14 protein-coding genes are annotated in these 24,243 nt (G+C 40.7%); 8 read left to right on the top strand and 6 right to left on the bottom strand.

The window, feature by feature from the left end; genetic code table 11:
- Positions 1-122 precede the first annotated feature (122 nt).
- Both ABD985_RS18555 and ABD985_RS18550 read left to right on the top strand, forming a co-directional pair.
- Positions 123-1,658, top strand: coding sequence for a PepSY domain-containing protein (locus tag ABD985_RS18555; protein ID WP_345374378.1), 1,536 nt, complete (start codon positions 123-125; stop codon positions 1,656-1,658).
- A 114-nt stretch (positions 1,659-1,772) separates the two neighbouring features.
- Complete coding sequence (locus ABD985_RS18550; RefSeq protein WP_345374376.1) at positions 1,773-3,830, top strand: tetratricopeptide repeat protein; 2,058 nt, start codon at positions 1,773-1,775, stop codon at positions 3,828-3,830.
- A gap of 206 nt (positions 3,831-4,036) precedes the next feature.
- Here ABD985_RS18550 and ABD985_RS18545 read toward each other — a convergent pair whose 3' ends face one another.
- Positions 4,037-5,077: a hypothetical protein gene (locus ABD985_RS18545; RefSeq protein ID WP_345374374.1), complete on the bottom strand. Its 1,041-nt coding sequence runs from the start codon at positions 5,075-5,077 to the stop codon at positions 4,037-4,039.
- Positions 5,078-5,228: 151 nt separating this feature from the next.
- A complete protein-coding gene (locus tag ABD985_RS18540; protein ID WP_345374372.1) occupies positions 5,229-6,188 on the bottom strand; it encodes an NAD-dependent epimerase/dehydratase family protein in 960 nt (319 codons plus the stop codon).
- Positions 6,189-6,730: 542 nt separating this feature from the next.
- Between ABD985_RS18540 and ABD985_RS18535 the strand changes: the two genes are divergently transcribed.
- From ABD985_RS18535 to ABD985_RS18525, 3 genes are all read left to right on the top strand, one after another.
- Positions 6,731-7,375, top strand: a complete 645-nt coding sequence (locus ABD985_RS18535) for an ABC transporter ATP-binding protein (RefSeq protein ID WP_345374370.1) — start codon at positions 6,731-6,733, stop codon at positions 7,373-7,375.
- A 102-nt stretch (positions 7,376-7,477) separates the two neighbouring features.
- Positions 7,478-9,901 (top strand): ABC transporter permease, encoded by a 2,424-nt coding sequence (locus tag ABD985_RS18530; protein ID WP_345374368.1) that lies wholly within the window; start codon positions 7,478-7,480, stop codon positions 9,899-9,901.
- 146 nt (positions 9,902-10,047) lie between these two features.
- The gene (locus tag ABD985_RS18525; RefSeq protein WP_345374366.1) at positions 10,048-10,734 is read left to right on the top strand and encodes a DUF4328 domain-containing protein; all 687 of its coding nucleotides are present in this window, start codon (positions 10,048-10,050) and stop codon (positions 10,732-10,734) included.
- Between the two features lie 285 nt (positions 10,735-11,019).
- Here the strand turns inward: ABD985_RS18525 and ABD985_RS18520 are convergent, their stop codons facing one another.
- The 4 genes from ABD985_RS18520 to ABD985_RS18505 form a co-directional block, all read right to left on the bottom strand.
- Complete coding sequence (locus ABD985_RS18520; protein WP_345374364.1) at positions 11,020-11,433, bottom strand: cytochrome c maturation protein CcmE domain-containing protein; 414 nt, start codon at positions 11,431-11,433, stop codon at positions 11,020-11,022.
- A gap of 54 nt (positions 11,434-11,487) precedes the next feature.
- Positions 11,488-11,751 (bottom strand): CcmD family protein, encoded by a 264-nt coding sequence (locus ABD985_RS18515; protein ID WP_345374362.1) that lies wholly within the window; start codon positions 11,749-11,751, stop codon positions 11,488-11,490.
- 137 nt (positions 11,752-11,888) lie between these two features.
- Positions 11,889-12,578, bottom strand: a complete 690-nt coding sequence (ccsA, locus tag ABD985_RS18510) for a cytochrome c biogenesis protein CcsA (protein WP_345374360.1) — start codon at positions 12,576-12,578, stop codon at positions 11,889-11,891.
- Between the two features lie 61 nt (positions 12,579-12,639).
- Positions 12,640-13,314, bottom strand: a complete 675-nt coding sequence (locus ABD985_RS18505; protein WP_345374358.1) for a heme exporter protein CcmB — start codon at positions 13,312-13,314, stop codon at positions 12,640-12,642.
- 709 nt (positions 13,315-14,023) lie between these two features.
- Between ABD985_RS18505 and ABD985_RS18500 the strand changes: the two genes are divergently transcribed.
- From ABD985_RS18500 to ABD985_RS18490, 3 genes are all read left to right on the top strand, one after another.
- Positions 14,024-14,908, top strand: a complete 885-nt coding sequence (locus tag ABD985_RS18500) for a hypothetical protein (RefSeq protein ID WP_345374356.1) — start codon at positions 14,024-14,026, stop codon at positions 14,906-14,908.
- 290 nt (positions 14,909-15,198) lie between these two features.
- Positions 15,199-15,711 (top strand): DUF2480 family protein, encoded by a 513-nt coding sequence (locus ABD985_RS18495; RefSeq protein ID WP_345374354.1) that lies wholly within the window; start codon positions 15,199-15,201, stop codon positions 15,709-15,711.
- A gap of 322 nt (positions 15,712-16,033) precedes the next feature.
- Positions 16,034-24,064, top strand: coding sequence for a T9SS type A sorting domain-containing protein (locus ABD985_RS18490; protein ID WP_345374352.1), 8,031 nt, complete (start codon positions 16,034-16,036; stop codon positions 24,062-24,064).
- Positions 24,065-24,243 lie beyond the last annotated feature (179 nt).

Here is a 24,243-nt window from a genome sequence, read left to right as displayed (position 1 = left end):
GTTCAAAATTTAAAAATAAGCAACGAGCCTTAGAGAGTATAGACTCGTTGCAACAAAGCCATGATTAATTATCAATTTTTAATTTTCAATGACCAATGGAGGAATGACATTTTGAGATGACTATGAAACGAAAGCAATCTATCGGAAAACGAAGCTATGATACCCTCAAGTCATGGCATAAGTATTTGGGAATAGCACTCTCTTTATTTTTAATATGGATGAGTTTGTCGGGTATTATCCTAAATCACCCGGATTGGTTTGCACATTACAGTGTCCCAAAAGCATTAATTCCTGAAGATTATCATCCTCAAAACTGGAATCGAGAAGGAGTAAAAGATGCACTCTTTATCGGAAAAGACACCATATACTTTGGAGGAAAGCATGGACTATGGATCAGTACAGATAACGGATATACCTTTGAAAAAGAAAATAGTAAGGGATTTACTACCGCCCCTTACTACCAAAAGATCAATGACCTGCTCTGGCTAGAAAAAGAGAATAAAATATTGGCAGCTACCTATGGAGGATTGTGGATCAAAAACTTAACTACCCACGAATGGCATCAAGTTGACTTGGGAAAGTATAGTAACGCACAATTTGTAAAGGTCCTTCGAAGAAAGGATGAACTAATTGCCTTCTCCCAATCGGGGGTATATACAACTACTATAGCTAATCCAGAGAAATTTATCCCAAGGACATTACTGCGGGCAGAGCGTCCTTATATGGACCTTATTCAATTCACCTTTGCATTGCATTCAGGGTGGTTGTGGGGACTACCCGGTCGATTGGTCTATGATATTGTCGCAGTGATATTGGTCTTTCTTTCCATTACAGCTTTATACATTACGTTACGAAAAAATTTTAAGAAAAGTGGGAGCTGTAGAAGAAGCAAGAAAAGACTAGGCTGGATGATTCGTAACCATACCCGTATTGGTTTCTGGAGCCTTGGTATCTTACTGATTATTGGAGGAACAGGCATGTTTATGCGCCCACCCCTATTGGTAGCCTTAGCCAACGGTAAAGTACCTACAAAATATATTCCCTCTCCCATCCTACAAAACCCTTGGTATCATACCCTCAGAAACGCTGTCTATGACCCCGCCAAAGACCGTATTATTCTCGATACCACCGAAGGGTTATTTGAGGGTAAAGGGGACCTAAGCAGTCCTTTCACCACCTTGGAATGGGATGTCAATATTTTCGTGATGGGTGCAACGGTCATGGAACATCTCAAAGGAGATGAATTTATGATTGGCTCTTTTTATGGGCTATACCACTATAAAGAAGGTGATCCTAACGCCTATGATATCATAATGAATGATACCGTACCTCTCTATACGAGCGTTGGAAGGCCTGGCTTGTATATGATTGGTGGGGACTTTCAAACCCCTGAAGGGGATCATTATATCTCTGCTTATGGGCAGGGATTACTCCCTTTCAAACAAGTTGATCCTAATCGCTTTCAACAACCTCATACCTTAAGGGATTCTTACCGTATGCCTTTATGGAACTATATGTTTGAATTGCACAATGCTCGTCTATTCCGTCCTATCTTAGATAAATGGGTAATTATAGTGATTCCACTCACCGGACTTTTATTTCTGGTACTGAACATTAGTGGTGCTTATGAGTATCTATATAGGAAATGGAAGAAGTAGAAAAAATGAGAAGATGACACTTCCTTATTTATTAATGTTAATACTTAAAATTCTATCGTATATTTACCCCAATCATTCAAGTGTGCTGACTAACTTCTATATTTTTTACTATTCATGAGAATTTTTATTCATATACTAGTTCTTGGACTTTCTCTACTCCTTTCTTCATTTGATACCTCAACGCAGATAAGAAAATGGGACCTGATGTCCAAGGAAGAGCGTTCTCCAGAAATAATAGAGACACTGACTACATTAGAAAATAAAATTGAATATTTCCTTCGTCAGGATCTAGATAGTGCTTTATGGTATACCCAGCAACTACAACAAATTACCGCTCACTATCAATTACATAATCAGGAAGCAAATGCTTTCAACTACTTTTCCTCCATTTATAATCTAAAAGGAGATCATATTAAGAGTCTGGAATATAAGTTCAGCGCATTAGATAAATACACACTTACAGGGTATCATAGTGGAACGGCCATCGTCCATAACAATATTGGGGTGTACTACTTTGGGCAACAGGACTATAAAAAAGCATTGGAGCATTACCTTCATGCCATAACACTCCTCAACAAACACAAAGGACATAATAGCTTTAGAGATACGAGCACCTGGGAGTCTTTTATGTCAGATTATGCACTTAATGCAGGAGAAGTCCTTTCTATTCTTGAACGCTATAAAGAAGCTTTAGAATATGAGCACATAGCCCTCGAGTATGCTCAAAAACACGAACTGACTGTAAATATGGCTTATATTTATGGTATTCTGGGACAAATCCATAATGCACAGAGCAACTATGCGGAAGGACTTATTATGATTGATTCGGCAATTCGGATGTTTGAAATAGAGCAGGACTATTATGCCGTTGCAGAATATCATTTACAGAAAGCCAACACTCTTCAGGCGATCCAGCAACCTATACGTGCTGGTGCAGCCTATGAAACAGCCATAACATATGCCAAAAAAGTAGGTTTTCTGGAACTGGAAAAAGCAGCCGAATTTGACTTGTCTACCCTGTATGCACAACTCGGAAAATACAAAAAAGCCTACCATCACTTTACAACCTATAATAGCTTACAAACAACCCTTGACAGCATCAATAATTCGGCTTCTCTTCAGGAACTTCAAACAAAATTTGAAACCAGCCAAAAAGAAAGTAGAATCCTATTACTGGAAGCTGAAAAGCAAAAGCAATACTATATGATCATAGGGATCGGTATGGTACTTATAGTGTCTATTTTCCTAAGTGCCCTAATCCTTATTGCCAATAAAAAAGTAAAGACTGCTTATCGGGAAATCAAAGAAAAAAACGTTGAGATTGAGCAACAGGCAGAAGAAATCAGTATTCAAAGAGATAATATTGAAGAAAAAAACAAGGAACTAGAGGCACAATATACCCACACCCAATCCAGTATTACCTATGCGCAACGCATACAGAGTGCAATGCTTCCTACCTTGGAAAAGATACAGGCGACATTTCCTGAGTCCTTTGTGTTTTTAAAGCCTAAAGATGTGGTCAGTGGTGATTTCTACTTTTTCACCCAAACAACTACTCCTACACAAAACACGATACATTTTATCGCAACCGTAGATTGTACAGGACACGGTGTACCCGGCGCCTTTATGTCTATGATTGCCAATAGTCTCCTCAAAGAGATTATCCACACCAAAAAGATTTTACAACCTTCGATGATCCTTAAAGAACTACATCTTGCGGTCAGTCAGACATTGAATCAGAAAAATTCTGGAAACCAGGATGGTATGGATATCTCTCTTTGCCGTATTGATTTAATAAATCAAGAGGTGCTATTCGCTGGTGCAAAAAATGGACTTCTATATGTTCAAGATGAGCAAAGCCATTATATTAAGGGGAATAGACAGTCTATTGGAGGAGACACCTCTACTTCTTTTAAAGCATATGAAGAGCATCGCATCTGCATTAAAGAAAGTACGTCTTTTTATATGTTCTCCGATGGGTATCAGGACCAGTTTGGAGGTCCTATGAAAAAGAAATTCATGTCCAAGCGACTTAAGCAAATGCTATTAGACAATCATCAGCTACCGATGAACAAACAAGTTCAAAAGCTTGATTACTGTCTAACTGAATGGATGGGAGTGGAACAAGAAATACAGACAGATGATATTCTTGTAATGGGATTCAGACTGTAGCAAATCTTATAGACATCAAGAGTAAATCAGTATTACTACTATTAAAAATATTACTGTAGCCCCTTATATGGGGTAATGTCGTCAACTTAAGCTAAATACTAGTCCTAGCGAGGACGCAAAGACCAGTGTCTACCATTCGTTAAGTTGACGGCATTGTACCTATGGAGAGGGACTACAATAGCATTAGAATAGTAAACCATTTCCATTCAGCTATCCCCAAAAGCATCTTCCACCAATGCCTCGGCAACTTCCTGCTGAAGTACTGCTTCCTCAAATCCCTCGTAATCTGCTGCAGTAAACGTTTTGTCCATTTTCTGTTCCTCGCTCTTTTCTTTCACGTAAGTCAATAAATCCAATTGTCGTAAGATAAACTTCAACTGATTGATAGGGTCCTGGGCTACCATTGTCGTAATGCTTGCATTGGAAACTACTGTTTCGGCCTTGCTTTTACGCTGAAAAAGGGATTTAATAATCACCTTATCACCTCTTTTTATAATTTTGGCTTTACCTACCAGACCTGCTAGTCGTTTTTTATCAAAGAGGTGTTGCTTAACTTGTAGTTTCAATAAAAAATAGCTTCTGGCTTTCGTCTTCCTTTTAAGCTTACTTGAGTTTCCCCTACCCTTTTTCCAGTACCGTATTTTGTGATAGTGAATGACTAAGGAATACTGACAAACCACCCCCTTCGCCAATACCGCCTGCGCTTGCAGATGCTCGATTTCATATCTATTGGTTGCAGGATTTAATGAAGCGGAATTGGCTCCAAAATCTCCTTTCATTTGTATTTTTTGGGTTAGGGGTATATTAGGAGATACCATCTCCTGTAACTTCTCCGGCATCTCCGTGATGATGGTCTCAAAAAAGCGATTATTGACATGCAATCGTTTCTTTCGTCCCGGTAAAATACGAAGCTTATAAAAAGTCAATCCTACCAAAAACAGATAGGATACCGCCAATATTCCCATAAGCCCTCTCCCTATCACGGAGTGATACATAAAATCAGTGTAAAATACCGGAAGAGTATCTCCTATACTTATTACCGTATACCCTCCTAATAACAATATGAGTACTACCCTTAATAACACATACTGCTCTCTTTCCTTCACTATCTGATAGTTGCTCGCCAATCTCAATAGTTTTCTACAGCTATGTGCCCATTCGGCAAGGGATAAGGTGGCCTGATACTCTCCATTATGCAAAAGCTTTAACTCCTTCTCATTAAGGTCTTGTAGTTGGGTTGTTTTCATTTGGAAATAATTTTTATCTAAAAATTATAATGCTCGCACGACCACAAGGGACGCTTATATGATAATATAATCATTTTGGGGATTTCTATAAAAATAAAAAGGGCTTCCTGTAGTAACAGGAAACCCTTTTTATCATAACATATAATGTATCTTAGTCGATTAGACTATGCTTTTTTTTAAGATTAGTGACGATATCTTCCGTCATCTTTCCCAGGTCATAATCTGGTGTCCAGTTCCAATCCTTTTGCGCCACAGCATCATCAATACTTGAAGGCCATGAATCAGCAATTGCCTGACGGAAATCCGGTTTATAAGAAATCTCAAACTGAGGAAAATGTTTCTTCACCTCTTTATAGATCTCTTCTGGTGTAAAGGTCATTCCTGCAAAGTTATAAGACGTTCTTACCGTCAACTGCTCTGCTGGTGCATCCATCAGCGCCAAGGTCCCTTTTACCGCATCTGGCATATACATCATCGGCAAGCCTGTTTGTTCCGACAAGAAGCACTCAAAATACTCTCCTGCCAAAGCCTTATGGAAAATTTCTACTGCGTAATCTGTCGTTCCTCCACCTGGCAATGACTTCCATCCAATCAAACCTGGGTAACGGATACTTCTTACGTCTACACCATACTTCTCAAAGTAATACTGACACCAAAGCTCACCGGCCAACTTACTCATCCCATACACCGTGTTAGGCTGCATTACCGTATCCTGAGGAGTATTGTCCTGAGGGGTATTCGGACCAAATACAGCAATAGAGCTAGGCCAGAAAACTTTCAAGTGAAAAAGCTTAGCAGCTTCCAGTACATTCAAAAGCCCTTGCATATTGATGTCCCAAGCTCTCAAAGGCATCGTCTCTCCTTTAGCAGATAAAATTGCCGCCAAATGATATACCTGTGTGATCTCATGATCCTTAATCACCTTGCTCAAAGACTTTTCATCCAGCACATCCAGCTTCATAAATTGATACCCTTCCAAAGCAGGTGTTTTTTCTGCAATGTCCGTAGCCCATACATTCTCCTTGCCAAACTTTTGGCACAATGCTTCTACCAGTTCAGTACCTAGCTGTCCGCAGCTCCCAATGACTAGCGTTCGTTCAGTCGTATTCATTATTCGGTTGGTAAGTATGTGTTTTTTAATGAACTCAAGGAATACCTTCGCCCCCTTAATTTATACCTTTATAGAGGTATAAAAGCTCTTCGCTATTCCCTATTTCATATTTAATTAATACAAACGTACTTGAATAATTTTAAAAAAGAAATACCTATAAGCGTTAATAACACACTTATAATAACCTTATTCATAATGAAGGCTATAACTCTTCTCTGCCCTGTTCAATTTCGAACAACCCATAAGGATTAAGAATTCTTCACAAAACACAATATTTTATTATTAACCAATTGATTAACAACCCAATAATCATCCTATAAAAACAAAGAAAAACAGAATACTATTAAATCTATTATTTTTGAGAAAAGCGTATCCATCAAGAGATTTCACACTGAGATATTTTTTTCTAATTCCTTAAAAAAATTATGAATACTCAGGGTGTAAAATAACTGTGGTGTATACCGTTCAATTATTTAATAGCGTACCTTTATTTACTTATGGAGCTTATTAAAGCAATAAATATAAATAAGTCCTATATCAACATGGAGGTCGTCACACAAGCCCTTCGTGGTATTAATCTTTCTGTAGAGGAAGGAGAATTTGTTAGCATCATGGGGCCATCAGGTTGTGGCAAATCTACCTTACTCAATTTACTAGGACTATTGGATACTCCTTCAGAAGGAGCACTATTTTTTATGGGAAAGGACTGTTCCAGCATTAGTGCCCGTAAAAGAGCCTATTATCGACGTGCCTACATAGGGTTTGTTTTTCAGAGTTTTAATCTTATTGAAGAACTCACTCTTTTTGAAAACATCGAACTCCCCTTACTTTATCAGCGCATTGCCCCCAAGGAACGTAAGGAAAGAGTCATGCAAGTTCTGGAACGCTTACAGCTCTTACACAAAAAAGACTTCTACCCCGGCCAAGTGTCAGGAGGACAACAGCAACGGGCAGCTGTTGCCAGAGCTGTGGTGAGTAGGCCTCGATTGATCCTCGCTGATGAGCCCACGGGTAACCTGGACTCTGGACAAGGACAAGAAGTCATGGAGCTATTAATGCAACTCAATGAACTTGGCACTACTATTATTATGGCTACCCACTCCAAAAGTGCCGCCAATTATAGTCATCGGGTGATTCACTTGTTCGATGGAGAAATTGTTACTGAAAACCTGATTCAGAAGGGCTAGGGATTGGGAGTTGGTTACCTTTTACGTTAAACCTTGGGCGGGGTGCCCACAAGGGACACCCTTACCTTTTACCTTTTACCTTTTACCTTTTACCTTTTCTACATGTTAAGGAGTTATATTATTGTCGCAGTACGTAATCTTTTTAAGCATAAGCTTTTTTCTATCCTCAATATCTTGGGGCTATCAATAGGTATTGCCTTTTTCACCTTTCTGATCCTAATCGTACGGTATGAATGGAGTTTTGATCAACAATACCCATTGCATCAACGTACTTATCGGGTGGTAGAGCATATTCAAAAAGGAGGTACAGGAGAAAAGTCTGCCTCTATGCCTGTGATGTTTGGCCCACACCTGCAACAGAAATACCCTGAGTTAGTCGAAAACTACGTCCGTTTATTTAATTTTCAGACGAACAACCATACCCTGGAGTATCAAGAGAAAACCTTTATCTCAGAACGTTTGTACTATACCGACCCAAGCTACTTGTCCTTATTTCCCCTTTCCTTCAAAGAAGGTAGCTTAGAACAGCCTTTGAACGAGGCAAAGCAAGCCATTATCTCTACCAAGGTAGCACAGGAGTTATTTGGTAATGAGTCTCCTATTGGGAAATTCATTAAACACAGGAGAGGACAATCGGTGAAAATCACAGGGGTATTCGTTCCTTCCAGTCAGCCTACACACCTTGCCCCAGATGTATTGATCTCACTTAGTACACTTGACTATGGAAGAGAAGGTAGCTTCAATCAGAAAGGCAATAAACAATGGCTTTGGAACCCTTGCTGGACCTATCTGCTCTTGAAAGAGGGACGTCAACCCGAAGAAGTTGAATACCACTTTGAAGAAATTATAGAAGAAAAATATCCTAAAGAATTACAGGGGTATACCTCTATTTACTTACAACCACTGACAGAAATACACCTATTTTCAAAACTGGATTATGAACTATCTCCCAATGGAGATATCATCTATATTTACATTTTTGCCTTACTGGCTATTGTGGTTCTTGTGATTGCAGGAATTAACTTCTCCAACCTCTCCATGGCAAGATATAGCAGTCGATTCAGGGAAATAGGTATTCGAAAAAGTATTGGAGCCACAGACTTAGAGTTAGTAGACCTTTTTCTTGTGGAAACCCTCTTAATATGCTTTGTATCGATGTTCTTCGCTTTATTACTTAGCGAATCAATTATGTCGTTGCTCACCTATTTTGATGAACAATATTTGCTTTACTATCAGGATAATATGCGTACGGTAATCGCCTGCATCATCGCTTCTGGGCTTGTCGTAGGAATATTAGCCAGCATATACCCCATCCATTATATTCTTGGAAGAGACCCTTCTCGTATTCTACAGAACAAAAGAAGCACTTACATCAAGGGGACTCATTTCAGAAAGGGCATGATCGTCACTCAAATCGCACTTACGATTTTTCTAGTGATGAGTTCTATTGTAAGCATAAAGCAATTCAATCACCTGACCTCTGCCTCCCTTGGATTTGATTCCAATAATATCATGGTAGTGCCTTTGGGAGATATGCGATTTGAGCACAGCTTTGACACCCTAAAAGCCGAGCTTCTGGCCTCTCCTGATATTACTGCTATCACCGCCATGGACTTTCTATTGGGAGCAGCACATCAAACGCATTTCTTTTTGGGATCAGATAGCGCTAATACACATAAGAGTAGCTATTTAGTTCCAGGAATGGCTGTCAGGGATGGGTTCTTTGATACATTTAATATTCCGCTACTCGCCGGAAGACGATTTTCTTCTGAACAAAACGATGGGGCTAAAGAAGTCATTATCAATCACGCCATGAGCAAAATACTAGGGTATCACAATCCAGAAAATGCCTTGGGACAACTATTTTATTTCCCCCACAGAAAAGACAAGCAAGTCATTACAGGTGTTGTACCTGATATCAATTACCGCTCCTTACATGAACCTTCAGGGCCGTTTGTGTTCTTCATACATGAACAGAAATCCAATAAGAGCTACCGTTCCAACTACCTTTTTCTTCGTATGAAACGTAGTAATCCACGTTCTATTACAAAACATATCAATCAGGTATGGAGAAAGTTAGGTAAAAAGGAGAAGGCTAACACTTTCCTTTTAAAGAGTAGCTTAAAAAAGCTCTATTTTCAGGAAGTCAAGCTCGTTCGTATTTCTTTATTCTTCTCTGCCGTAGGTATTTTAATTACGGTTTTGGGGTTATTTGGCCTTTCCTTTTTTGAGGTCTCCAAAAAAGCCAAAGAAGTGGCTATTCGCAAATCCTTGGGCGCGACCAACCCTGCCATTATGCTCTTCCTAACCAAAGAGTTTATCACTTTGGTGCTTATTGCTATCACAGTGGCGTGGCCTATTTCATACGCCATACTACAAAATTGGCTCAATGGTTTCCCTTCTAGTACGTCTGTAGGATGGGAAGCCTTCGCGATCAGTGGAATAACCGCTTTATTGGTAATGTTGACAACGGTAAGCTATCACACGATCAAAGCTGGGTTAAAAAATCCCGTAGAAGACTTATAATATTTTGTGTGTCCCTTATAAAAGGAATAACTTAGAGCTTGTCTGGAATCCAGGTTTTGAGAATAAAATCCCTCTAATTTTATTCCAAAAGATCTGGTGCCAGACAAGCTCTTCTTAATATACTTTTTAATTAATCTTTTTTACCGATGAACTTTCTAAAATCAAATGAGGCAAGAGGTAAGCGAGCGATTACCTTTCTTTATGCCGTTGCTACCATTAACTTCATCTTCATTTTTATCTATTTATTCAAGTACAACTTAGTCAGTAGTTTATTGGAAATGGATAATATTGCCTATTCGGAAACCCTTGATATGATAGACATTATCATTGGTTTTGTTGCTTTAGTACTTCTGACATGTTATGTCTGTAGTATAGTATTCTTCTTGCAATGGTTCAGAAGAAGTTATGCAAACTTACATGTCAAAGTAAGTCACCTTAATCATGGAGAAGGATGGGCTGTAGGTGCTTGGTTTATTCCCTTCCTAAACGCATTTCGCCCAATGCAAATTATGAAAGAAATTTATCAGGAAACATGGGTATTTATCTACAAGAAGCAAGATAGAGACTACCCCAAGCCTTCTTTTCTGTACATCAACCTATGGTGGATGTTTTGGATCATCTCCAATATCACCGGTCAAATTTCATGGAGAGTCTTTGGGGATGCCGATGGAATTACTTACGACAATAAGCACTCGGCATTATTTGACAGTTTTGATAGCTTAATGTCTGTTATTGCTGGACTGCTGCTTATTAAAGTGATTCGTTCCTATTTACCGATGGAAAGAGAACTCGCTAAACTATCTCCAGAAGCTGAGAAAGAGATTCTTATTTAAGAGAAAAAAGGCGCCTTTACTTATTAAGATTGAAAAAAGAACCGTCATACTACCCAATGGCTTTGTTGAGTGACACTGCGTGTCGTTGAGTAGAGCTTCGCTCCGTTGAGTATAGCCCTTCGGGCTGTTGAGATTTTGCAGTACTGATCTTTCTCAACAGGCCGAAGGGCTTCTCAACGGTACGCAGTGCCACTCAACCAGCGGCGTAAGCCGCCTCAACTGTCGGTTAATTATTCAAACTTAATAAGTAAAGGTGCCTTTTTATCTTCTGACTATAGGAAGTTCTTATAATTGCTTCTCTTCGTACTTAGAAGGACATTTCATCAAAATCTTAGAAGCTACAAAGTTTCCATCTTTGCTTGCTCTACCGATTACAACTACCTTCTCTGACTTTTCAAAATCTTTCATCGATGCAGGTGGGTTAAAGCAGACTACCTTATGTGCTTCATGGTTTTCATCAACCAAGGTAAACCCTAAATAATTGGCATCAATACTAGGGTTATACTCAATACCAATCACCTCATTATTGTCATTCTTCAACAATTCTCCAATTACGTGTACTTTAGCGTCATCTCCGTTAGCAGCTTTAGTGTAAGCTTCCTGAAAGCTCACATATTCACTGGCATCTCCTGAGGTTGTCACAACTACTGCAATACCCACAGCGATTACGATTAATCCGATAATACTGGAAATCTTCATAGCGATTTTGAATTAATTAATAACAAGAATACCGTCTTGTTTAGTTTGTTGAAATTACTGTTCGTTAGCGATTTTTTCGATCTTACTGACTTTTCTGTCAATCGCAATCAGGTAATAAAACATTCCCCCCATAATAATTGCCACGACGCCAACAACCACAAAGATTTTTCCATTATCACGCATGACATCAGCCATCTCAACTTCCTGATTATTATAATCTCTTGCCGTTACTGGAATTTTATCCTGTGCTTGTGCAACCTCTAGTTTTGCAAAAAGGCTAATGATGACAAAGGTGGCAATGTATACTAACTTTTTCATGTCTTTATTATTTATAAGCAAGAGGGTTCAATTACTAAAAGTATCTGTTCCCTTTGAATGTTTTATTAATCAATGATATGGCGCTCATTTTTTTTTATACCACTTACTTTCGGTATACGTAGCGCTCAACAATACTACTATAGAATTGCGCGTTGGCTATCCTCTTGTTTCTCAAGGATCTTATCCTCTGCTTTTCTTAGACGAACCTTCAAGGTAGCAATCCATACCCCTAGTAAGATCCAACCTATTACTGCTGGATAAAACACCAGGCGTAGCTTGGAGTCCAAATCATAGGCATTAAACCCTGGATTACCTCCATTTCCTGGATGAAGGGAGTCTGTCAAGCGAGGCAAGACGAAGATCAAAGCCACAAATAGTGGAAATATAAAGATGTTATAGATACCACTGATTCTTGCCTTTTGCTCTGCATCCTGTAAAGAGTTTCTCAACACAAAATATCCCATATAGAACATCATCCCTACGGCTGTCGCATTCAGTTTAGGGTCTCCGGTCCAGAAGTCGCCCCAAGTAAACTTGGCCCAAAGCATTCCAGTCAATAGACCCAGAATACCGAATAGAATTCCTGCATTTGTAAATTCTACTGACTTCAGGTCATGTTCTGTATTAGACGATTTCAGATATTTAATAGCATATACAGTCCCGACCAACATCTGTATGATCATACTAAACCACATAGGTACATGAAAATACAAGTTACGGATTGTCTCGTTGAGAATTGGCAAGCGAGGCACTTCCATCAATAACCCTCCGATTACGGTATAGGTCAGTAACACAATGGTTACTATTTTCCACCAGCTTAATTTCATCGTCTTTATATTTAACCACCGGCCCAAAGGCCAATTATGTTTATTCTTTTTTTATAACTGCTTAACTTCTCCACAAATAGGGGAAAAGCAAGCAAGACACCGCAATCACCACAGCATCTATACCTAGAATGGTAATAATTTCGTCCATACTCACTCCTCGGTCTAATCCATCCATCGCATTTTTAGACACCTTGATCAACATTAAGATCATGGGTAAGATCGTAGGAAAACCTAAGACAGCCATCAGCGTACTGTTATTATTGGACTTAGACGCAATTCCTGCAATCATCGTCAGGGTAGCGGCAAACCCTATGGCACCAAGAAATAAATTGAGTATAAACAAAGGTAAATCCTGTACGGGGTTACCCATTACAAAGACATAAACTCCAACCCCCACCATCGCTACCAATACCATCAATAAGGAGTTATAGATAATCTTGGACAAGATCACAGCCAAAGGACTCACTAAAGAGTAATAGAAGAAAAATCTTCCACCCTGCTCTTGCGCAAAGGTCTTGGAAATCCCGTTGATTGCCGTAAATAGCTGTATAATCCAAAAAAGTGTGTTCCAGGTAATTGGGTGCAAATTGACCCGTTGCTGATTAAAACTCAAATAACACACAAAGACGGTACTGAAGGTATACAACAGTATGCCATTAAGAGCGGAGCGTTCTCTCCATTCCAGCAAGAATTCTTTCTTGACTAAAGTCTGTATTTGTTTAGTGATGCTTGTCATAATTCTGCCGCAAAAATACAGAAAAAACCCCGACAAGTACAATAACCCCCTCTATTAATGACGTTGATAATAGTGGATTTATAGAATAATTTATTCCCTCAAGCATACTATTAAGATATATTTACAAGTTGTAAAAAATATATATCATCGTATCTCTGTCTTACATGAGTTATCTTTCACTTAAGTTGAACTATTTGGAGGATGGCAATTTGCAAAGGAAGGGAGAAGGGTATATATTGGCATTTTATACCAGTGTCAAATATTATATCTGTAACAGCTTTAGGTCTATTCATTACGTTGCACAGAATATGACTTTTCTATAATAATTACAAGATATTGTATCTCCCACTGTTTGTGGCAAATAGTGGCACATTTTTTTCTCAGAATAACTTTAGATGAAAGCGTTGCTTATGAGAGAAATCTACTAAGAGCTTGTTTGGAATACGTCTTCAGATAGAAAATTCCTCTAATCACTGTTCAAATCGACTCAAATTTTCGACAAATAGAACCACTATTATTCTCAAATTTGAATCATTTTGAACAGGTTATAGAAATTTTCTCTATCTAAATCAGTATTCCAAACAAGCTCTAAAGAAAAATTTTCCAAAAACTAAAAGTATGATTGCCCTTTCCAAACCTTACAGTTGTCTTTATGTTACTGTATTGATAGGTAATCATGTACCAGCACTGCTATTGAAGTCATTGTATAATGAAAAGAACAGAATCTCTCATACTTATTCTATTCTCCTGCCAACTCATGATGGCTTGCAAGCCACAGGTGTGTCCGGCCTATTATAGCGCTTTCCAGCCTACCGGAGAGTATGAAGATTACTTTGCCTATCAATTCTCCCCCTTCGGCATTGAACAACTCGATCCCAAGGAAAAACCTTCCCATGATCTATTGGTTGCTCAGAAAACCCGTTGGAATGGTACATTGGATAAGAAGCAAAAAAGGGGCCTATTCCGAAAACCTAAGGCAAAAACTAGTCTACGTAAAGAGATGGAATATGCCATTACGTATCCTACACAAAAAGAAGTGGATGCTTATGACAGTCTGAGAGGGTATGAACTTCCGGACTATGAAACGGTTCCGGACAATACAGAGCTGGCAGTGGTATTGAAGTTCAAGCCACAACCCCGACAATACTATGATGTCTATTACCCTGCCAACCCAGGTGCAGCTCAGGATTCTACGATGGATGGTATGCTTGCAGCTAATGATTCAGTGGCTTCAGCACAGATAGGTCCTGCTCGTGGTGCAGATCCGTTCTTTGACCCGGACAAAGACCAAATCCCTAAAAAGTACCAAAAGCGTACCCAACAGGAACGTATTCTGGATTACTACAACTTTAATCCAGACTCTTTACCTCCTCATGATGTAGAACAGTATCACTACGAAAAGCTGGTAGGACAACCTGTTGACTTGGATGCAGAAATCATCAGGTCTGTCTCAGATACCGTTAAACAACGCAAATGGTGGCAGTTCTGGCGACCTCGCTTTTACAAGCCTGGAGACGGTAGTCAAGCAGACAGTTTACAGGAAAGTGGACAAGCCGTCCCTTTGGAAGAAAATGATGGATCAGAAAGTAGCTGAGCAGTGAGCAGTGAGCAGTGAGCAGTGAGCAGTGAGCAGTGAGCAGTGAGCAGTGAGCAGTGAGCAGTGAGCAGTGAGCAGTGAGCAGTGAGCAGTGAAAAATTTTAAGCCTTGTTCTTAGGAACAAGGCTTTTCTTTTGGATTTAACTTAACTTATTTTGTGTTTCATGGTTACCTATGGAGATGCTATATAGTAATTAAGGTTGACCTGAAAATTTATATGGATGCATCTCAACAGAACGAAGTTCTACTCAACTAGCTGCGCTAGCAGCCCCAACATTTCACAAAATATGGAAGAGATTATTAATCGTGTAGCACAAAGTCCTATTATTACCTTAAACCTGGAGGATTACTACCATCAGGGGGAACGTATTATTCTAGATATCAAAGATCAACTTTTTCAAGGGCTTATCTTAAGGGAAAAAGACTTTCGTGCATTTGTAAAAGAGCACGACTGGACTCAATATGAAGGAAAAAATGTTGCCCTTACTTGCTCAGCTGACGCCATTGTTCCTATCTGGGCCTACATGCTATTAGCTTCTAAACTAGAAGTCCATGCCCACATGGTAGCCTTTGGGTCTTTGGAAGAGCTAGAGATCAGCCTTTATAAAGAAGCTTTATCCAAAATTGATGTGGAGCAATTCAGGGATCGCCCAGTGGTGATCAAAGGGTGTGGTAACCTTCCCGTGCCCACCTATGCCTATGTCGAAATTACTCGCCTTCTCAAGCCGGTTGTCAAGTCTCTGATGTATGGGGAACCTTGTAGTACGGTGCCGGTATACAAGAGACCGAGAGTAAAATAATTTTTAATAGCGTTTATCACGGTTAATTGTCTATGAGTAAAAAAGCCTACTGAACTGCTTATACGAAATTAACCGTGATAAAGTCTAATGATCAATTAGATATTCTTCACCCTCCATCTAACTAAGGTTTAGAACGGATTTACATTTTTTAGGTAATATTTATTAGATACCTTCAACTATCTAATTATCAATAATATTACTCCCACCAATATTACATCAACATGTAGTATTATTGATACACTCTTATTTGCAAGTTGGTACATGCTTTCTGTTAAGTACTCACACGCAAAACCTTAATAACAAACCCAATACCACCTACACTATGAAAAGAGCTTTTCTCTTTCTCACTACCTTATTGCTGTACGGCTCCGTACATGCACAAAGTGATTGTCCCATTACCTCATACTTGTTTCAGGAAGATCCTACCAAGGTTTACGAAGTAAATTTGGTGACTGGACAAACCACACTAGTCAAAGACCCCCTGATTCCCGCTTCGGAATCGGAACGGCAAGTTAACGCCATAGGCTTTAATATTATTGATGGCTTTATCTATGGCTCATTACGGAATGATCCCCGTATTGTTCGGGTAGACCCTGTCACCTACAATGTAAGTTATTTCAATATTCCGCAGCTTCAAGGCAAAGATAATATTGTTGGAGATGTCAACCTGGATGGCTTTTATTACCTACGTAATAATAAAGACTCCAAGTTAGAAGTCGACATCATAGACCTAAGAGATGTTGATGGTGCAGGACCTTTATATACCAATACACTTACGCTCAGCGAGAACATTAACTTTGCCGATTGGGCTTTTAGTCCAGTAGATAATAATCTTTACGCTGTACAAGCTGATAAAAATGCATTGGTTAGAATTGACCCTACAACAATGCAAATTACCTTTACGATTCCAGTATCTGGTGATGGATTCAACAACAACACAGGAGGGTATGGCGCCGTATATTTTGACCGTGAAGGTAATTTTTATGCTAGTAATAATAATTCAGGTAAGATTCATATCCTGCGGGCTGTCCATGAAATTCCCAACAACGCCACTTCTACCACTGCAGAACTCTTTGTTCAGGGTCCTTCCTCGGACAAGAATGACGGTGCTCGTTGTGCCTTGGCAGATATCAACCTAGATTATGGAGATAACCCTGTATCTTATAAAACGTTGGATGCAGACGATGGCCCCAGCCATTACACCACTACAGAAGAAATTCTATTAACCATTGGAGATACCATATCTTTTGAAAGTAATGCCGTTGGGACAGATGCTATTTCAGATGCCGATGACGGGCTAGATGAAACTACTTTAGAAATTGTCAATAATGATGAATTGACGATCAATGTTCCTTACATCAATAAACGAGGAGGTATTCGTCCGGCCTTGCTCATTGCCTGGCTGGATGTCAATGAAAATGGTGTTTTTGATAGTGGAGAGGCTAGGAAAATTGACGTTAACCAAACGATTGGCACTGAAACATTTACCTGGAATGGGCTGAGTTGTTTAGCTAATGAATTCACCTACTTGAGGATCAGAATTTCCTATGAGCAACTCAATAGTACAGGAAGAGCTGTGGACAATCCTTCCACTAGTATCGATGAACGCTCTTTTGGGCAGTTTGAAGAGGGAGAAGTAGAAGATTATAGAGTACGAACCAATACGATTCTTCCGTCTGGAATTGTCACGAATGAACCCTGTTTTGGAGAGGCTGCCGGAAGTATTGACCTCACGGTTACTGGAGGGTCCGGAGACGTAAGCTATAGCTGGACCGGCCCCAATGCGTTTACCTCTACCGAAGAAGATATTGACAATCTACTAGCGGGTACTTATACGGTTACCATTACTGACAACCTCTACGGTTGTAGTAAAACACTTTCTTTTGAGGTAACACAACCGGACGGTCCTTTATTGATTGACGATGCGATCATCAAGGATATTGCCTGTAACGGAGATAATGATGGAAGTATCAACCTGAGTGTCTCAGGAGGTACGCCTCCCTATTCCTTCGACTGGTCTGACGGTAGTGTAAAAAAAGATTTACTCAATGTGCCCGGTGGAGAGTACACCGTAGTGGTAACCGATGCCAACGGATGTACCCTTGAAGCTTCTTACATCATCGAAGAACCTGACCCTTTACTCTTGACTCTCACCCCTACTGATGTATTATGTAATGGAGAAGGAACGGGTAGTATTGATGCAACAATAGAGGGTGGAACACCTCCCTATTCCTTGAATTGGTCCGATATAGGAAATAGCACAGAGGAGGATCGTACAGGTCTTTTTGCGGGAAATTATACACTTACTGTTACAGATGCTAATGGATGTACCGTCTCTGAAACCACAAGCATTAATGAACCTTCTTCACCTCTCAATGTCATCAGTGTGGTCACTAACGTTTCTATCAATGGTGGAAATGATGGAGCCATAGATCTCAGCATCTCAGGAGGTACGCCACCTTACACAATTCAATGGGAGGATGGTGTCACTACGGAAGATCGAGAAAACCTAACCGCTGGTGTTTACAAAGCTTTGGTAACAGACGCTAACGGATGTACCGCCTCTGTACGGGTAGTGGTAGGAGAGCCTACGCCATTATTGGTGGATGCTATAGCAGAAGATACCGTTTGTTTTGGAGAAAGTACCGGAAGTATTGATTTAACCGTAACCGGAGGGGTTCCTCCTTATACATACAGCTGGGTAGGCCCTAACGGTTTTACCTCTAACCAAGAAGATCTAGATAATTTACCGGCAGGGGAATACGATGTCACCGTAACCGATGCCAACGGTGCCCAAACATTCTTGGCTGTATTTATCATTGAGTCTACTGCTCCTATTTCAATTAATAGTCTTGTCTCTGATATAAGCTGTAATGGGGCGAACGACGGAGCTATTTTACTAAATGTTTTTGGAGGATTCCCACCCTATACCTATACATGGAGTAATGGAGCCACCACCAAAGATATTGATAATCTCTCTGCAGGAACCTACTCACTAGTCATTACAGATAAAGTCGGATGTACGCTAGAACAAACCTTTACGATTGAAGAGCCAGCCCCTTTAGCACTCAAGTTACTAACAGAGAACATTCTTTGTAAAGGAGATAGTACAGGTACTATAAGTATACAAGTAAATGGGGGAACTCCTCCCTATCGCTACCTATGGTCTAATGGAGCGACCACACCAAATTTGTCAGACCTGCCAGCAGGGGAGTATGGCGTAGAAGTAACAGACGCTAATGATTGTCTCATCACTGATACTATTACCTTATCCGAACCCGCAGAGGAGCTCAATGCTAGAGTAGCTTCTATAAAAGATGTGAGTTGTAATGGAGCTAGCGATGGTGCTGTCAATTTAGATATTAATGGAGGCACACCTCCTTATGATATTGTATGGACCTCTGTATCCAGAACACTACCAGGAAACACTAAAAATATTAACAACTTACCAGGAGGGGATTATACTGCTACTATCACTGATGCCAATGGGTGTACCCTGCAGATTCCAGCAACCATCAATGAACCTCCTGCGCTAGAACTCTCTGCTAAAACCTCAGACGTAGCCTGTAAGGGAGCAAATGGTGGAGATATCAACCTAAGTGTTGAAGGAGGTACTCCCCCGTATAGTTACCAATGGAGTAATGGGGAAACAACAGAAGACTTATTTGGCCTCTTTGCTGGCAGTTATACTGTAGAAGTAACCGATGACAACGGCTGTACAGAACGTGCGACCTTCAACATCAACGAGCCCAGTACTTCCCTGGAAGCTAGCTTTACTGCTATGGATGTAACCATCAATGGAGGAAATGACGGTAGTATAGATGTCAGTGTGACCGGAGGCGTACCGCCTTATGATTACTATTGGTTGGACGGACCAAGAACACAGGATCGAGTCGACCTCAGTGCTGGATTGTACTTCTTAGGTATTGTGGACGCTAACGGTTGTGACCTCATCTTAATAGTACCTATTAACGAACCAACAGTCTTGGAGGTAACCGTGACGACCACTGACAACCTGTGTTTTGACGATAGTACCGGAACCATCACTACAGAGGTTTCCGGAGGTGTGCCTCCATATACCTACCGATGGGTAAATGAAGAGGGAGATATTTTTACCGATGAGAACTTGGATAATCTTCCTTCTGGTAGGTATGAACTGAGAGTTACAGATGCTAATGGTGCTACGGAATTTAGAAGTGTCGAGATATTTGGGCCAGCAGATGAACTGGAAGCCAATGGATTGGTTGGAGGCGAACAATGTACCGGAGATGCCAATGGTAGTATCAAGCTAGATGTTACTGGAGGGACTCCTCCCTACACGTATCAATGGAGTAATGGATCAACCAAGAAAAATATCGCTGACTTGAGTCCCGGACTTTATGATGTCATCATTACGGATGCTAATGGCTGTACACTAGAAGAGACCTTTTCTGTCCCAGGCTTCCCTCCTATTCAGCTAGTCGCTACCCCTACTCCAGTTTCATGTAATGGGGACAACACTGGGTCAATCAATTTAAGTGTTATTGGAGGCAATCCACCATATACCTACGAATGGAGCAATGGGGGTACTACAGAAGATTTGTCTGGGCTAACTGCAGGTTCTTACACAGTCTTGGTAACCGATCAAAATGGGTGTACCGCCACATTAGAAACCAATATAACAGAACCCGATAATGCCTTAAGTATATCGGATGCCATTGTCACTGATGTTGCTATTTTTGGCGAAAGTACTGGGGCAATTGATATTACCGTGGAAGGTGGAACACCTCCATACACCTATCAATGGAGTAATGGTGCAACCACAGAAGACCTCTCAGGAGTTCCATCGGGTAGCTATACAGTCACGGTTACAGATGTCAATGGCTGTGTCACCACTGCTGCTTATAGTATTAACGAACCCAATCCTCTTACCGTAACGATCATATCAACAAACGTAAGTTGTAAATTCGATGCAGATGGAACCATTGATCTGACAGTCGAAGGTGGCATTCCTCCATACACCTTTCTATGGAACAATGGAGCGACAACAGAGGATCTGGAAAACCTCCCTGCAGGAACTTATACAGTACTTGTTACCGATAGTGAAGGAGCTACAGCGCTTACTTCAGTAAAAATCACAGAACCATTATTAGGATTACGACTTACCACTACAAAAGAAAATGTTTCGTGTAATGGAGAAAGTGATGGTAGTGTTGACCTGATAACAACAGGAGGAACTCCTCCGTATTCTTACCAATGGAGTAATGGAGCAACGACCGCTGACCTTGAGAATATCCCTGCAGGAAGGTATGAAGTTGTCGTAACTGATGCTAACGGATGTACAGAAACTACTTCTGTTATTATCAACGAACCCGATCCCCTCAACAGCACCTTCCGAATCCAAGACATCCTTTGTTTTGGAGAAAGTACTGGGGCTATTGATTTGAATGTGTCCGGAGGTACTCCTCCCTATTCTTACCAATGGAATAATGGAGCAACGACCGCTGATCTAGAGGATATTCCTGCCGGAGATTACGAAGTTGTCATTACAGATGCCAATGGATGTACCTTTACCACTTCCACTACGGTAGGCGAGCCCGATAGTCCAATATCTATTACAACCAACTTCATTCAAAATGTTAGTTGTGACGGTCTGAGTGATGGCGTTATCGGAATCACTGTTACTGGAGGAACCACTCCGTACAGCTACAGCTGGAGTAATGGAGCGATTACTGAAGATATCTTTAACCTCGCTGAGGGCAGTTATACTGTTATGATTACTGATGCCAATGGATGTACCGCAGAAGCTACCTTTGATGTTACCGCTCCTGAGCCTTTGGAGATTGTGTTGACACCTACTGATGTCCTTTGTTTTGGAGAAAACACAGGGAGTATTGATGCTGAAATATCTGGAGGAACTCCACCTTACTCGTATACTTGGAGTGACGGTATTACCACTGAAGACCGTACAGGATTAAGCAGTGGAGAATATACCCTTGAGGTTACCGATGCAAATGGATGTACAGCCTCGGCTTCTACAAGCATCTCTCAACCTGATGCTCCTCTCAGCGTAAGTGGCGTAGTCACACCTGTTACAATCAGCGGACTAAGTGATGGTGCTATCGACCTGACTGTTTCAGGAGGAACCGCTCCTTATAGTTTCTTATGGAATGATGGAGCCACTACAGAAGACCGTACAGGACTTTCTGCCGGGATTTATAGTGTTGTCGTTACAGATGCCAATGGATGTAGTGAACGCTTGGTGTTTGTTGTGCCTCAACCAACCCCACTGGAAGTAATTATTGATGGTACAGATAGTATTTGCTTCGGCACTAACGATGGCGAAATCACGCTAGAGGTGAGTGGCGGTGTACCCCCTTACACTTTTGAATGGGAAGGCCCTGATGGCTTTACCTCTGATCAGGAAGACCTGACTGGACTCAGTGCTGGTCATTATGCCGTAACCGTAACCGATAATAATGGAGCTACTGCCTTTGCAGAATTCGACATCAATCAATCTATCACTCCTTTAATCGTCTTTGGTGGAGCAGTTGACATTAGTTGCAATGGGCTAGAGGATGGTGAGATTAATCAAGTAGTCACTGGAGGAACTCCTCCTTATAGCTTTGCTTGGAGTAATGGCGCTACCTCACAAAACCTATCGAATCTGACAGCAGGAGACTATAACGTAACAATTACAGACGCTCTTGGCTGTACTACAGACACCTCCTACACAATCACAGAGCCTGAGCCTATCGTACTCTCAGCTACAGTCACTGATGTCTTATGTAAAAGTGAGCAAACAGGAGCTATCGATTTAACCGTTACAGGAGGGACTCCTCCTTATAGTTATAGTTGGGGTGACGGAGCCACTGTAGAAGATCGTACAAGACTTTCAGCTGGCACCTATAGCGTTACCGTTACCGATGCCAATGGATGTACAGAAGATGCAAGTTTCAATATCTCTGAACCTGACACTACCCTATCAGCCTCCTCTACAGTAAATAATATCAGCTGTAATGGCACTGATGATGGTAGTATCGACCTAACCGTCAGTGGAGGAACTCCTCCTTATAACTTTGTTTGGAGCAATGGTGCAACCACAGAAGACCTTACCAACCTAAGTGCAGGTGATTACACTGTAAATATTACGGATAGTAATGGATGTACCTTTAGTCTTACAGAGACTATCACTGAACCAGACAGCCTGATCGCTTCTTCTGTTGTGACTGACGTATCTTGTTTCGGTGAAGCCACTGGTGCAATCGACCTCAGTGTTTCAGGGGGGACTCCTCCTTATACCTACAGTTGGAGTAATGGTGCGACCACAGAAGACATCAATGGATTGCTTGCTGGAGAATATACCGTAACGGTCACTGATATAAATGGTTGTACTACAGAGCTAAACACCACCGTAGAGGAGCCAGATGAGCAACTAGAGGTTACTGCTGATATCAGTGGTGATAGCAATCAGAATATTGATCTGACCGTTACAGGGGGCACACCTCCTTACAGTTACCTATGGTCTGATGGAAGTACAGAAGAGGATCGCACAGACCTTGCGGAAGGTGAGTACTTCGTATTCATTATCGATGCCAATGGATGTGTACTCTTTAGAACGTTTGTGATTGAATTTGAAGGGTGTGAGAATGTCCGAATCAACGTCATCTATATTGATGATGTCAAGGAAAGCGCTGAGGGAGCAGCTGATGGGTCGATTGACATAGAAGTAGAAGGGGGGACACCTCCATATACCTACACTTGGGAAGGCCCTAATGGATATACCTCCAACGAACAAGACCCAACAGGGTTGACTGCTGGAAAGTATACCGTAGAAGTCATTGATGCCAATGGCTGCCGAGGGTTTGCCACTCACTTCCTGAGAAGTGCTGTTCCTTACCGTGTATTTGTTCGTTCAAAACGAGACAGTAGGGACAGACGTGCCAATGGAAGAATAGATGTTACGGTTGAAGGCGGTGTTCCTCCTTATCGTTATCGTTGGTCCAATGGAGCAACTTCAGAGGATTTAATTAATATTCCTGCAGGCACCTATACCTTAGAGGTTTATGACCAAAGAGAAAGTAAGGTCACACTAACGGAGTCCATTGGAGATGTCACCAACATTATTAACGGTACATATCAAACACTCAAGCTCTATCCGATTCCAGCCAAAGAGCAACTTCATGTACAACTACCGGATGTCTTTAATGATGTCACCCTAGAACTAATGACCTTAGAAGGGCAAGTAGTACAGCAAAGTACTTTCTCTGGAGAGAAAACAGTATTGTTACTGGATAAGCTTCCAACAGGTATGTACTTGATTCGTGCACAGACGAAAGAACATATCTTCTTTAAGCAGTTCATCAAAAATTAATTTATTTTTTGTTTATCGCTTATCGGTTATCGCTTATTGTTTATAGGCGGTAAACGATAAGCGATAAACCTTTTATCCACAGCCCTTTCTTCCCGATGTTTATGTTTTCGAACATTCTCTTATCTTTGCTACCCCATAAACATGGGGTATTTATTTTTCCATTATCAATAACTCTTTAT

This window comes from Algivirga pacifica (assembly GCF_039543525.1).
Taxonomy (GTDB): Bacteria; Bacteroidota; Bacteroidia; order Cytophagales; family Flammeovirgaceae; genus Algivirga; species Algivirga pacifica.
The sequence above is the reverse complement of the archived record's forward strand: the minus strand, read 5'-3'. Positions and strand labels throughout refer to the sequence as shown.